The sequence below is a fragment of the Nonlabens sp. genome (assembly GCF_018401815.1).
Classification (GTDB): Bacteria; Bacteroidota; Bacteroidia; order Flavobacteriales; family Flavobacteriaceae; genus Nonlabens.
This window is the reverse complement of record NZ_JAGYKG010000009.1, coordinates 1-13,857: the sequence shown is the minus strand read 5'-3', so window position 1 is coordinate 13,857 and position 13,857 is coordinate 1. Positions and strand designations below refer to the sequence as shown.

The following is a 13,857-nucleotide window of genomic DNA, read 5'->3' as shown; positions in this document are numbered from 1 at the left end:
CTTTATTTCGTACAATCGATCATTATATTTTCTCCCATTTCCGAAAGGGTTTTTTCGCAGAGTTACAGATGATAAATCGTTTTCAATAGCCATTTTAAAAATCACTTCAACTTCTTCTAAGTCTATTTTCGTAATGAAACTATCATCGTAAATAAAGAACACCCGCTCTTGACTTATTTTAAGTATACCTTTTTTCAGCGTATTGGACCAATTAAAATCCTCACCCACCAGTAGATTTTTTACCCGAGTGTCGTCTGATTCAATAAAATTATTTAGCAAGTAAACCGGATAAGGGCAGTTAGGCCACTGCTTAAATAGATAATCAATACACGGCTGCCATGTTACTTTAAACTTATCACAAGATAAAATTACAAGAGCTACATCTGTTGTTTTCATGTAACTATTTTGAATAGAACTCCTTAATTACCGCACAAACATAATCTATTTGATCATTTGTTAGCTTAGAAGATGAAGGAAGCCATAAACCCTTTTCTCCTATTAGATTCGAAACGATATGATTGCCCTTAAGGTTGTATGCCTGCTGCTTATTTATTGGGGGATACATAATTCTAGAGCCTATTTTAGACTGTTTCAGTGAAGTCATTAATTCCTCTCTATTGTCGACCATAACATCAATAAACCATGGTGTAGTGTTTTTCAAGTCCTGATCAAAAAACTGAACCTCTTTAATTTTTATAAGATTTTCCTTATACCTGGTATATATCTCCCTCATTCTATTAACACGCCAATCTAATTTACTCATTTGAACAATTCCAAGCACTGCTTGAATATCGGTAAATTTAAAATTGAACCCTATCATATCATGAACATCGTTCCCACCTCCTGAACGTCCAAAGTCTTTCAATCTTGAAACATAGTACGCTAACTCATCATCATCTGTAATTATTGCTCCACCTTGACCTGTAGAAATAATTTTAGGTGCTGAAAATGAAAAACTTCCCGCTATTCCTTTTCTACCTTGATGAACTCCATCAGGATAAAAAGAACCTAAAGCTTGTGCACTATCTTCTAAAAGAATGAGATTATTATCTTTGCAGTAAGAAACAATCTCATTAATATCTGACGGATATCGACCATTTGCATTCATTAAAAAAACTGCCTTAGTTTTTGAAGTAGCATTTTTCTTAATTTCATCAAGAGAAATACAAAGTGTCTTTGGATCTACATCTATAAACTTAGGTTCTGCCCCAAACATTTTTAACGAATTGGGTGTTGCTACCATCGTATAATTTGGCACTAAAACTTCATCTCCAGCTTTGATTCCCGCGGCCATTGCCATAATGGTCAGACTTATAGTACCATTATTAACAATAAAACAATGTTTAGCTCCTGTAAACTGCTTTATAAGATCTTGAAATTCAAAAGTTTTTTTAAACTCTGTTACCCAGCCACCGTCGCCCATGTAATTGTTTAGCGCTTCCTGCTCTTGATTATCGAACCAAGGCTCCATTTGATTAATAAAATCCATTTTTTTTATACTTAAATATTTAAATAATTTTTATTTTTTTTAACTATGACCTCCAAATATCGCACAATATACTTCTCTATTAAAAAGATGTTCCAATGAAAATATTCTATTAAGGGATTATTTGTTTCAGAAATATTAAAGAAATCTTTTAAAATTATTGGAATTGATTTTATAGAGACTTTTTAGCTGAGACATGATAGCCAGCAGTAAACTTATTTTCTTTATAAATACTTTCCCATATAAAACAAAACATAGGATTTAAAATTAAAAGTATTGGAGAAAAAATAATAAAAGATATAAGAGCGATTAGCTTACGCAATAAGTTTTTATCAAAAATTAATGCATCTAAAAATGATCTAACAATATTTAGACCCGAAGCAAAATAAGTTGTAAATAGAGATCCATTTGCCTCAATATCTATATCAGAAAAATTATTTTCACTTAGAAATTTTAAATACCAGTATTTTGTAAATCCTCCATAGAAATGATATGGCTCTTGGTGCAAACCTGATTGTAATGGAGCAGTGATTAACAAAGTTCCACCTGGTTTTAGTATCCGTGAAATTTCTTTAATTACCGAGATAGGGTCTGGTACATGTTCTATTACTTCAGTACATACAATAACGTCAAATGAGTTGTCAGGAACTGGAATATCTAGTATATCACAGACATAATCTATTTTACCATAACCTGTTTTATCTTGAATTTGTGAAGGTAATAATTGAACAAAATCTTGTGAGTAATATTCACAATGACTAAATAGTTTTTTGTACGGACATCCACCTGCACCAATATCAAGAATTTTTGAGCCGTCAGGAATGTTATTAGTATGTTCCATCATCCATTTATCCCGTCTCAATCTATTATATGCGAAGGTATTTTCTATTGGCCTAACAAGCCTAAATACCAACATTTTAAAACGATTAATTAGACCTCCTTGGTCTTGTATTGAATTTTCCAAAATTATTTAAGTTGTTTGTTATTGACTATTTAGTTCTTTTCCTCCTTTAAGTATAAGTTCTTTATCTCTTGATTTGATTGCTTTTGCAGGAGAACCAACATATATCATCCATGGTTCAGTATCCTTTGTAACAACAGAACCAGCTCCTATAACGGAACCCTCACTAATTGTAATACCCGGCATAATAACACAATTTACACCAACGCATGCAAACTCTTCAATAGTAACTGTTGTAAATTTTGTTTCTTTATATTTTAAAGGTACTTGAGGGTTCATCATTCCTTTCGTAAAATCATCACTGCCACATATTATTTTTGATCCTGCAGCTATACCACTAAAATCACCCATAACCAGTTTAGCTTTCTTTCCTCCTATGACACAAACATAAGGGGCTATATGGACGTAGTTACCAATTTTTGCTTGAGTTGATAGATATACACCAATATCAATTGCAACATGTTTTCCGAATTCTACTAATTGTGGTTGTTTAATTATTGCATTCTCAGCAACAAATAAATCAATTCCTGTCTTTTTATATTTTATCATTATTGCAACCCTCCACTTATATTAATATTCTGACCAGTGATATACTCAACATTAATTAGAAAATCAAGAGTATTAAATAATTCCTCCACGGTTCCCCATCGTTTTAGTCCTATTGATTGTTTTATAGGCTCCACATATTTTTCCGGCAATCGATGACACATTCCACCATCAAAATAACCTAATTGTAAACTATTACATGTAATACCTCTACCTATATTTTCTGCGCTTGATGTCTTTACTAAATTATCAATGAATGCTTTAGACCCGCTATACAAAGATGTGCCTAAAACAACTTTTTTTGCTAAAACAGATGAAAACAGAATTATTCTTCCATATTGACGCGCTCTCATTTTCGGCAAACAACAGGATAAGATATTAATATTTCCCTTAATATTAATATCTAACATATCTTGTATTTCTGATTCTCCATCTAGTTTGTGTAGAAAATTATCAAAATTATAGCCTGACATATTAATCACTATATCAATATCGTTTTTACCAAAAAACAACTTCAACGCTTCTAAATCTCTTACATCTATATCTTTAGATGACAATTTAATAACGTTATATTTTTTCTCTAACAAGGGAGTTAGTTTGGTGCCTAAACCTCCACTTCCTCCGAATAATGCAATTTTTTTCATTTATAATCAAGTTTAAAATAACTAACTCCATGAGTCCAACCTGAACCAATTGCCGCTAGTATTAAACTATCTCCATTTTTAATTTTACCTGTCTTTATGCCATCATAAAGAGCCATAGGAACCGATGCACCGGCAGTATTACCGTATCTTTTCATATTAAAGATTACCTTTTCAACAGATATCTTTAATTCATATGCTGTTTCTTTTAAAACATTATGGGAAGGTTGGTGGGGTACAATCCAATCGATATCGTTTATACTTAAATTATTTTCCTTAATGAGTTTATTTATTTCAGTTGGTAGAACTTTGGTACCAAATTGATAAACTTCTTTTCCATTCATGTCAAATGTAGAATTTCGATCACAATTGAAATTTTCCCAACCACTTCCAACTGCTCCTATATTACTATAAAATTTTTCATGATTTCGAGTTATTATTACAGCCGCGGATCCATCACCAAAAAAACATGAATTTCGATTATCCCAATCCGTAATTTTGGAATAGGTTTCCGATGAAATAATCAAGATATTTTTATATTTATCTAAAATTAAAGAGCTTAAATCTAAAGCATAAAGAAACCCAGTACAAACTGCATTTATATCAAAAGCAGGGCATGTGAGTTCTAATTTATTTTGAATCATACATGCAACTGATGGAGATAATTTATCAGACGAAGAAGTATTTACAATAATCAAATCTACATCACCTTTCGCTAAACCTGAATCTAATAATGCTTCAGTAGCCGATAATGTACCCAAACTAACGACCGTATCATTTGTAGATATTCTCCTTTGTTGTATACCTAGCTTTTCTTCAATCCAAGATGCACTGCTACCTGGTGTGATAGATTCTATTTCCTTGTTACTTAAAACCTTACTCGGCAATGATTGGCCAATGCCTAAAATTTTAAAACCTTTATTCATTAATAATTTTTTCTATTCGTATTTAATCTTGTCTATTTCAACACTTACAAACGGGCCATTTTTAGTTTCTATAATTTTAGTGTTGTCCTCTAAAATTTTATACCCATGACCTCCAAATGCCATTATAGCCATATCTCCTGTTTTCAAAACAACTTCTTCAACAAAATTCATCTCTTGATCAAAAATAGTTACCAACATGGATCCAGACTTCACATAAACCATTTCCTGCGTAATGTTGGCTTCCCTTGAAACTATGTTATGCTTATGTTTTGCCAGGTTTTTGCCATTTTGGTACCACCAACTTCCTACTTGAATAAATAGTCTATTATCAGTAATAAAATTTAGTCCTTCTACCCAATCTTCATCTCTATAAATTATGCAGAGTAGGTCTCCATTGGAATCATTAATTTTTCTCATAACTTAATGGTTATTTGTCTCTATCTGATAAAACTGGTTCCTTAATTGGCCAGTTAATATTAATTCTTTTATCATTCCACTTGTAAGTAAATTGTTTATCATGGTCATTATAAGTACCATCATATGCTAATTTATAATTATAGACCGCATAATCTGAGGTAACTAAAAAGGCGTTTCCAAAGCCTGGAGGCATTAGTATCATTTCAGGATTTAGATGATTTAGAATGAAAATGTCATGCTGCAAGAAAGTTAGAGAATTCTCTCTGCAATCTACAACTACTTGATAAATTTCGCCATAAAGACATTCCACTAATTTATATGACTCAAAATCTCCGTGTATTCCTCTTAAAACTTTCGCATTATTGTGGGCGTTTTTACTGTGAATAAAGTTAAGGCTTGGAGTAAATTCTTCCTTAAAAAATGAATCTAAATAATCTGTAAATAAGAAACCTCTGTTATCTTTGAATATTTTTGGTTTAATAATCTTTACTTCTGGAAAAATTAAAGAAGATTTTGTTTTAAAATCGTTATACATCTTTTTTAATTAAATTAGTCAAATCCATAATCACTATGAGCCAAATCATAATCAACCATTATTTTAATAAGCTCATCTATATTTGTCTTCGGTTCCCAACCTAGCACTTTTTTTGCCTTAGATGCATCACCTAATAATAGCTCTACTTCGGCCGGCCTGTAATATTTAGTGTTAATTTCAACCAAAACTCTACCGTTATTATCGTCAATCCCTATTTCATTTTCTGCTTCACCTTTCCAAGATATAGTTATTCCAACATGCTTAAATGCTTTTTCTGTAAATTCTCTTATTGTATAACATTTACCAGTAGCTGCTACTAAATCCTGAGGTTTATCTTGCTGTAACATGAGCCACATCATCTCAACATAATCTTTTGCATACCCCCAATCTCTTTTAGCATCAAGATTTCCTAACTGCAATACATCCTGTTCTCCTTTAGATATTTTAGCAACCGCTTTTGTGATTTTTTTGGTTACAAAGGTTTCTCCTCTTCTGGGTGATTCATGATTAAACAATATACCGTTACATGCAAACATATTATAAGATTCTCTGTAGTTGACAGTAACCCAAAAAGAATATAGTTTTGCGGCACCATATGGTGATTTAGGATAAAATGGCGTTGTTTCACTTTGTGGTTCTGTTCCAGGCAACCCTCCAAATAACTCTGAAGTCGATGCCTGATAGAATTTAGTCTTCAAACCGCAATCTCTTATTGCATCTAATATACGTATAGTGCCAATTGCGTCAACTTCACCTGTATATTCAGGAACGTCAAAAGAAACTCCTACGTGTGATTGTGCTGCTAAATTATAAACTTCATCAGGTTTAATCTTTGAAATTAACGAATGAAGATTACTGGAATCAGTTAAATCACCATGATAACTAATAAAATTTTTGTGTTCCCAGTATTTTTTCGGAATTCTACCTGTCGTAAAAACAGAAGACCTTCTAATTATGGCGTGAACTTCATATCCTTTGTCTAATAATAACTCTAATAAATATGATCCATCTTGTCCTGTTACACCTGTAATAAAAGCTTTTTTCATTATACTAATTTTGAAATTTCTAATTGTAAGCGCACACCAAACTGCGCACCAAACCCATATATTTTTATTATTTTTTAAGATTTGATAAGAGCTAGTTATCCCAAACATTTTTCATTATCAATACTTTAACGATTTACACTGATCAACAAATACCCCTCGCCGGTCTGGACCACACTAATCTAGAAAATCAATAATTATTATTTATAATAAAACAATCTCATTCAAAAAGCGGCCCATCTACATCAATCCTCAACATCAAAAACCAACAAATGCGGAACTCCCTCCAAAACCTCCATATTGAAATCAACCGAACTATATATTGCAGCCCGAATTTTCTTCTTTAAAAGCTCCTCAGCCTTAAAAACTAAACTGTTAAAATACTCCCTATCGATATCACCAACCAAAACGAGATCAATTATGGCAACAGGCTTGCCCTGAGCTAGATCTCCGGTAATGTAGACCTTTTCAAGGTTTCCGATTTTTTCAAAAATGACTTCTAAGAGTTGATCAATACCTAGATACTTTAGAAGAATTGATCGTAATTCTTCAAAGAGAGGGTGAGAGGTGTCTGCAGCGTACTTTTTTATCCTGCCATCATTAGTGTCTACCTCCGCTATAATAGAAGCCTCTTTAAGCTTATTAAGCTCAATACGCACGGTATTCGAGCTTACATTAAGTTCACGAGAAAGCTGCCTTAGGTGAACCAGCGTATTAGGATTCACTAACAAGCGTGAAAGCAGTTTGGCTCTTATTTTTCCAGAAAAAAGGGTGTCAATCAACTTAGATTATTCACGGCAAAGCCACAGTCAGTCACAGAAGAATTTTAGACTAACTCATTTTTGAGTTCTAAACTTACTCATTAAAGCGTCGCCACAAGTTATTTAATCGCAAATTTTATAGAGAGAAATGGTAATTACAGTATTATCCGGTTTTTAATTAAGACTCTGCAACGGTTTTGAGGTAGATACCGTATCCGCTTTTCTTGAGCTGGTCTGCAAGAGCTAAAAGCTGTTCTTTGGAGATAAAGCCCATTCGGTAGGCGATCTCTTCAATGCACCCAATCTTATTACCCTGCCGCTGTTCAATAACTCGTACGAATTCACTAGCGTCGCTCAACGATTCAAATGTACCGGTATCGAGCCAAGCGGTTCCTGATGGCAATACAGACACTTTCAATTGCGCTTTCTCAAGATATGCCCTATTTACATCGGTGATTTCGTATTCTCCCCTAGCAGAAGGTCTCAAGTTTTGGGCGATAGCAACCACACTATTATCGTAAAAATAAAGCCCTGGTACAGCAAATCGAGATTTGGGAGCTTGAGGCTTTTCTTCGATACTAACTGCATTGTGGTTTGAATCAAATTCGACGACTCCGTAGCGCTCGGGGTCAGAAACTTTATAGGCGAAGACGTAGGCTCCACTTACATCGGTAAGCTGTTTTAATTGGCGGCCCAGGCCTTGACCATAGAAAATATTATCTCCAAGCACCAAAGCAACACTGTCGTTTCCAATAAATGAAGCTCCGATCACAAAAGCTTGGGCCAGCCCGTTGGGTACTTCTTGCACCTCGTAGCTAATGCGGCATCCGATTTGAGCGCCATCGCCCAGTAAGCGCATAAACTGAGGCTGATCTTCAGGGGTGGTAATGATGAGTATTTCGCGAATACCCGCGAGCATAAGGGTAGAAAGCGGATAATAAATCATCGGCTTATCGTAAATAGGCATCAACTGCTTACTTATGGCCTTGGTTATGGGATAAAGGCGCGTACCTGAGCCGCCTGCAAGAATGATTCCTTTCATATACTTTTCGCTCTTGAAGGTTCTAATTTAGCCTTATCAACGGTAGCCACAAGATAGTACCCCATGCTTTCAATGAGCACTTTGACCTCTTTATTTCTTACCTCTAACACTTTGCCCTGTTGCCCCATAAAATTAGAAGCGGTGAAGGTGACAGCTTGGTCTACCAGAAACTCAGCAGACTCTAGACGAACGGACTCATACTCACCCAAAAACCTCTTGATTAATTCAATCTCTTCTTCACGAACAATGGCGGGCTTTCTGTTCCAATACAGAAAACGCACAACCCCATCAAATTTTAGAATATCGTAAAGCTGAGTGCCGTTAATCTTAATAAACACATACGATCGAAAGAGGGGTTCTTCAACGACCTTATAGCGGTCGCTCCATTTGCGCCTAGTTTTGTTTAGCGGGCAATACACCTCAAAGCCGGCCTCTACCAAAGCTGCGTGAACCTTCTTTTCGTTTCTAGGCTTAGAGTATATTACGTGCCATTGTTGTTCTTCCATTGAACCGCCTAATTGCAATTACCAAAGGTGAAATTAAGCAATGCAAGGTAGCCTTGAAAGTGTCGAGGCCAATCATTTAGATCTGAAATAGTCAATACACTACTTAACCTGTTTTGTGTTTCTTAAGACGCCCGTTTTATTAGACTTAGGTAAGTACGGTATAAGAATATCCACTAAGGTCAATCGAACTCCACAAAAAATCGATTCTTACCTATACGCACGGTTTTGGGCTTTTGGGTAAACTTAATCTGAATGCCATTAATCAGGTAATCGTAATCAGCAGATGTAGAAGGTTTATTTTCTTGAGGGCTACTTTTTACTAACTGAGGCGCTTTGTTTTTAGAAAGTTTTTTTCGCCCTCGATTGTTCGGAAAGGTCTCCCCCTCTTTCTTAAACTGAGCTCTTAAATTATTAATATTCGGAGCAGAAACACCCATTTTTTCTGCGCACTGTTCGCTAGTATTACCTGCTTTTAGCAATTTTAAAACTTCTAATTTGTCTTCTGCTGTTAGTCTTTTTCCCATTTCTGTGTGTTGATTATGGGTTAAATGTATTATTTAAAAGTTATAATTCCAAAATTCATCTAAATAGATGTATAAGAATAAATTTTAAACTTCTAAATTGAAGTCCAATACCTGCAGATTATAAGAATTATTTAAAACTCCTATTTCAGATGCTTCATCAACCCCTTTCGCAGTACCTCAGGATAAAATTCTCTAATATCCGAGAAGATATCGTTGGCAAACATTACGTCTAATCCCGAGAAAGAGAATCCAGAATAACGGTAGAGCAGGTAGAACTGGTCTTCGGTACGGGCGCGGAACCGTCCGGGTTTCATAAACTTAGATTGTCCGAAGGGCACAGTTAGAGAGAATCCGATGATGGCGGGCTCTTCTGAATTGAATGATCCGGCACTGGCAAGATCGGTACGCGAATAGAAAAGGCTAAAATACACCTCGTTGAACTGACGTTGCACCTGAAATTTGTAGCCGAGGTCGGCGGCGGCAAAGGTTCCATAGGCTAGGTTGATGTCGGTGTCGTACTTGTTCCATCGGTAGTTGAAGATCGCTTGCCATAGGGCGTCGCTATTGCGGTTGTTTTGAACGACCCAGTTCTGGTCGAGGTATCCGGTGCGGGTGACTCCGTAGATGAGCTCTAGGTAGAAGCGCTCCTGATCGAGGTAGTTACGAAAGCGGGTGTACAGACCGAATTTGCCCTGAGGCAAATAGCCTAGGCTGGCGCTTAGAAAGGTGTTTTGCCCGAATCGGGCGCTCTGGGTGACTTTCATGGTCACAGGTGAGGAGATGGCCCGGCCCGGTATGTCGTTTTGAACGATGTTTAAGAAGTCGAATTCAAATTCGGTTCCGCGCCCAAAGGTCGAGAGCACGCGAGAGTTTACGTAGGTGCGCGATTGAAATCCGTCTCTGATATCTCCGAGGGCATAGTCTACACGCACCCCAACTGGAACATCAATCTTGTAAAACGATAGGTTCTCGCGCTCAGCCTCTTTAAAATAGCCCTCTGCTCTCTCAATTTCGATAGAAAACTGCATGGATGAAGCTAGTGTGTAGCGATCGATTAATCCACTCTTATAGGCGTTTAAATCGTTTATAGAAAGGGTTGCTAAAGCCATCGGAATGTCTTGACTTCTCAGCAAGAAATGAACGCGCTCGTACGGGCTTAAATCGGTATCGGTGAGCTGTGCGATTATGTTGGCCAGACCTTTGGCCTCAAAACGGTAGAGGTTATTCTCGTAGGTGATGTAAAGGTCTACACCCTTCTGTACTGCGGCCACGTTCTCGAAGCCCTGTTCCGCTAGCGATTGCACTATAGTTGATTGCTGCGCATGCGCCGTGTAAAGCCCGAAACTCAGCAGGGCATATATAAAGAAAACTCTCATCGGTTAGATAGGTTAAAGCGGTAGGTGAAGAATCCGGATAGAGCCTGCATATCCAACAAACCAACAGCAAAGTGAAGGTGGCCTAGCACGGTCGTCTTAAGGGCCGCATTAAAGGACTCCGAATCGTACTCAGCTACAAGGGTTACGTAAGGAAAATGAGTGAAGGTTACTTCAACACCAGTGAAAAAACCCTCAAATAAAGGTGGATTATATGAATCAGTCAAGTCAAAGCCATAACCAAGTGTAGTTCCAAATATAAGATCAGGTGTTTCAAAGGTCTTGGAGGAAACTAGATATGACGCATAAAAATTAGGCAAAACAGTCGTTCCACCAAAAGCTTCAGAAAAATCATGTAATCCAATAGTAATAGCTGGATAATTATACCCTTCATTTACAAGCCTATAGCGCACGGTGAACATCCGATCAGGAAAATACCCAGTTTCGAAAGATACTACTTGGCCTAATTGATGAGTATACCGAAACATAAACTCTACCCTATCATAGAAAGAAAGAGTAATAAAAGTAGGCATACCGGTAAATCGATTTCCATTACCATAGAGTTCATAGTAACCTTTAGGGTAAAAAGAGGCACCAATATACGAGTGGCCGTCAGGGGCAACGTAGGCAGAAGGAATTTTAAAGAGTCCGTTAGTGCCGGTCAAGGACTGGGCAGATAAATGAAAGGAGCCCAAAACGAAGAGAAGGGCTAGTAGGGTTTGTTTCATGCCTAAATATAGCAAAAGGCATCAAACGGTGAGTGAAATATGGTGTATTGCTTATAAAATAGGTGATGAGAACCAGAAAAGTTTAAGCATAAAAAACCCCCTCAAGTGGAGGGGGTTTGAGTAAAGGTAGTAAGATATATACTATTGTAACTTAAGAATCTCTAACATTTGAGCCTTGTGCTCAGCGTCTGAAGGAGAACCAGCAGTAACAACAGCAGAAGTAAATGTTTCTTTCGTACTTGGAGCAACAATAGAAGCTTCAGTGCTTAGAACTTGGGTATGAACGGCATAATTCTCAGTACCTGTTGGGGTATTATCAGTTACGTAATCCATAGAAATCGCGATATTATCCGGGTCAATCGAAACAGCACCAGTAGCAGGGTGCGCTTTATCATATAAAGCCTGGAAATAAGGTTTCAAAGTAGCAAGACTAGCCTGACCATAAGCTCTATTAACTGAAGCACTTAAAGCCGTATAGGTACCTTTAATACCTCTTCTATCGGCATACTCATTAGCATCACCAGAAGTAACTGTACTAGTATTTCCAGTGACTGTGAAAGTCCAAGCTGAAACCGTAGCAAAATTATTCGGTAAAGTCTTAATAGAGGAGGCATTGAAAGAACCAAGCTTAGTATTACCAGTAACAATAAACGTAGTAACACGATCAGCAGACGTAGTGAAGGTTCCAAGTTCTGTATTATTCGTAATTGTAATTTCAGAACCTAAAGTAACATCCTCAGTATGACCTAGGGTCAGTGTTGTTAATTCAGCGTTATTGTTAACTGTTAACTTATGAATAGTACCAGCAGTAACCAACTTAACAAACTCTCCATCAGCAGCACCGTTAGAAACCGAAACAGTTCCAAGTTTTCCACCTAAGGTAAGTGAAGCCAATTCAGTGTAACCAGTAGAGAGATTGAATGCAGCATTAACATCACTAGTCTTACCGAGAATAGTAATTGACGTAGCTTTAACAGCACCTGACAAATCAATTGTAACTGCTTGAGCATGTAGATTAATAGTCTCCAAAGTGGCAAGATCAGCGATTCCACCAACAGTTGCGATAGAAGCAACATCTAATGAAGTAGCCTCAGCACTTAGGTCAACAGAAGTAACCACAGCTGCCTTAGCATCAAATGAAGTCACTTTAGGCATTGAAATTGCACCAGCAAGGGTCAAAGCCGGGAATGAAGCCGCACCTGTAACTTCAGGAGCAGTTAAATTCACTCCAACAGTTGCAGAAGAACCTAATCTCACAAGAGCAGCAGCAGAAAATGAAGTTGCTTTAGTCAAAGAGATCGCTCCTGTAGATAAAGTCATTGCAGGAAGGCTTACCGAAACTTGATTAGCAAGTAAAACACCTCCTGTATTAACAACCTTAGGGAATGAATTCGCCAAAGCATCTGAAGAAATAGCACCAGTAAATAATGCCTCTGGGAAATTAACTGTTCCAGTGGCAGTTGTGGCAGTTGATGCAACAGCGTCAACAGTTATAGATCCAATTCTTCTTGCCATAACTGTACCAGTAACTAACTTCGGAGCTGTAATAGAAAGGTTTCCTAAGGCAGCAGAACCTGTAGTACTTAGTCCTGGGTATAGAGCAACTTGTGCAGCTGTTCCAGTGTTTGCAGCATAATGCAATTCGAGATCTGTAAGACCAGCACCAGTAACTAAAGTAACAGGAGCTTGTCCGATTTTAACTGAGGTAGTTGAAGCAGATAAGTAAAGCTCACCAGTTGGCCATCCAGAGTCATTTATAGTTGCAGAAGAACCTGAAGTGTGACTTCCACCTGAAGTATGAGTAGCATTTAAAATAGAAATGCTAGTGGCCTTAGTTAAGCCCATGAAATCGATAGAAGTAGTACCAATTTTTAAAGTGCCAGCAGCAGTATCTGCAGCAACGCTAGCGGCAGCAGTAGTTACATAAGTCCCTTTTACATAAATTCTGTCAGCAGAAGTTAATGCTGGGAAAGATATTGGACCATCATAGTCAACATAAACATCGTCACCAACCGAAGCTAGAGCTGAATCGTCAATGTCGTGACCAACAACAGAGTAATCACCTGAAACAGTTGTTAATTTAGATAAATCTAAAGAAGCATCAGTGGTAATACGAACGTTACCAACTACGAAAGTAATTTGGCTAAGTACAGTATTTACCTCAGCAGCAGTAACTCCGTTTCCAGTGTTTGCAGGTCTGAAGGCAGTGGCTGAAGGCTCATCAACAATTACAATTACATCTCCTTTAATAGAAGCAACCTTAGTTCCAAGCGACTTAGCAAAAGCTAGTTCAGCAGCATTAGTGATAGTAAGGTTCCCTTCAAAAGTTGAATTAGCAGCTAAAACTGCATCAACGTCAACACCTAAA

16 protein-coding genes are annotated in these 13,857 nt (G+C 37.0%); all 16 read right to left on the bottom strand.

Annotated features, from left to right (window positions below; translation table 11 throughout):
- A partial coding sequence (locus tag KG732_RS12725) for a hypothetical protein (protein ID WP_213524362.1) occupies nucleotides 1-396 on the bottom strand: 396 nt, incomplete at its 3' end.
- A gap of 4 nt (nucleotides 397-400) precedes the next feature.
- Entirely contained in the window at nucleotides 401-1,489 is a 1,089-nt protein-coding gene (locus tag KG732_RS12720) for a DegT/DnrJ/EryC1/StrS aminotransferase family protein (RefSeq protein WP_213524360.1), read from the bottom strand.
- A gap of 169 nt (nucleotides 1,490-1,658) precedes the next feature.
- Complete coding sequence (locus KG732_RS12715; protein ID WP_213524358.1) at nucleotides 1,659-2,450, bottom strand: bifunctional 2-polyprenyl-6-hydroxyphenol methylase/3-demethylubiquinol 3-O-methyltransferase UbiG; 792 nt, start codon at nucleotides 2,448-2,450, stop codon at nucleotides 1,659-1,661.
- Nucleotides 2,451-2,468: 18 nt separating this feature from the next.
- Nucleotides 2,469-2,996 carry a DapH/DapD/GlmU-related protein gene (locus tag KG732_RS12710; RefSeq protein WP_213524356.1) on the bottom strand — a complete coding sequence of 176 codons (528 nt, stop codon included), beginning with the start codon at nucleotides 2,994-2,996 and terminating at the stop codon, nucleotides 2,469-2,471.
- Nucleotides 2,996-3,637, bottom strand: coding sequence for an SDR family oxidoreductase (locus KG732_RS12705; RefSeq protein ID WP_213524353.1), 642 nt, complete (start codon nucleotides 3,635-3,637; stop codon nucleotides 2,996-2,998). Before KG732_RS12705 ends, KG732_RS12710 begins: the two co-directional genes overlap by 1 nt.
- Complete coding sequence (locus KG732_RS12700; RefSeq protein ID WP_213524351.1) at nucleotides 3,634-4,560, bottom strand: 3-oxoacyl-ACP synthase III family protein; 927 nt, start codon at nucleotides 4,558-4,560, stop codon at nucleotides 3,634-3,636. Before KG732_RS12700 ends, KG732_RS12705 begins: the two co-directional genes overlap by 4 nt.
- A 12-nt stretch (nucleotides 4,561-4,572) precedes the next feature.
- Nucleotides 4,573-4,977, bottom strand: coding sequence for a hypothetical protein (locus tag KG732_RS12695; RefSeq protein WP_213524349.1), 405 nt, complete (start codon nucleotides 4,975-4,977; stop codon nucleotides 4,573-4,575).
- A 10-nt stretch (nucleotides 4,978-4,987) separates the two neighbouring features.
- On the bottom strand, nucleotides 4,988-5,512 hold the full coding sequence (locus KG732_RS12690) for a dTDP-4-dehydrorhamnose 3,5-epimerase family protein (RefSeq protein ID WP_213524347.1): 525 nt from the start codon (nucleotides 5,510-5,512) through the stop codon (nucleotides 4,988-4,990).
- Nucleotides 5,513-5,526: 14 nt separating this feature from the next.
- Nucleotides 5,527-6,558: a GDP-mannose 4,6-dehydratase gene (gene gmd / locus KG732_RS12685; RefSeq protein ID WP_213524346.1), complete on the bottom strand. Its 1,032-nt coding sequence runs from the start codon at nucleotides 6,556-6,558 to the stop codon at nucleotides 5,527-5,529.
- Nucleotides 6,559-6,800: 242 nt separating this feature from the next.
- Nucleotides 6,801-7,337: a winged helix-turn-helix domain-containing protein gene (locus KG732_RS12680; protein ID WP_213524344.1), complete on the bottom strand. Its 537-nt coding sequence runs from the start codon at nucleotides 7,335-7,337 to the stop codon at nucleotides 6,801-6,803.
- Between the two features lie 157 nt (nucleotides 7,338-7,494).
- Nucleotides 7,495-8,358, bottom strand: coding sequence for a glucose-1-phosphate thymidylyltransferase RfbA (rfbA, locus tag KG732_RS12675; RefSeq protein WP_213524342.1), 864 nt, complete (start codon nucleotides 8,356-8,358; stop codon nucleotides 7,495-7,497).
- Complete coding sequence (locus KG732_RS12670; RefSeq protein ID WP_213524340.1) at nucleotides 8,355-8,864, bottom strand: UpxY family transcription antiterminator; 510 nt, start codon at nucleotides 8,862-8,864, stop codon at nucleotides 8,355-8,357. The genes rfbA and KG732_RS12670 overlap by 4 nt, the downstream gene beginning before the upstream one ends.
- Nucleotides 8,865-9,043: 179 nt before the next feature.
- On the bottom strand, nucleotides 9,044-9,388 hold the full coding sequence (locus KG732_RS12665) for a helix-turn-helix domain-containing protein (RefSeq protein WP_213524338.1): 345 nt from the start codon (nucleotides 9,386-9,388) through the stop codon (nucleotides 9,044-9,046).
- A gap of 140 nt (nucleotides 9,389-9,528) precedes the next feature.
- The gene (locus KG732_RS12660) at nucleotides 9,529-10,764 is read right to left on the bottom strand and encodes a YjbH domain-containing protein (RefSeq protein WP_213524336.1); all 1,236 of its coding nucleotides are present in this window, start codon (nucleotides 10,762-10,764) and stop codon (nucleotides 9,529-9,531) included.
- The gene (locus KG732_RS12655; protein WP_213524334.1) at nucleotides 10,761-11,489 is read right to left on the bottom strand and encodes a YjbH domain-containing protein; all 729 of its coding nucleotides are present in this window, start codon (nucleotides 11,487-11,489) and stop codon (nucleotides 10,761-10,763) included. Before KG732_RS12655 ends, KG732_RS12660 begins: the two co-directional genes overlap by 4 nt.
- Nucleotides 11,490-11,630: 141 nt before the next feature.
- On the bottom strand, nucleotides 11,631-13,857 hold a 2,227-nt coding region (locus KG732_RS12650), incomplete at its 5' end, for a hypothetical protein (protein WP_213524332.1).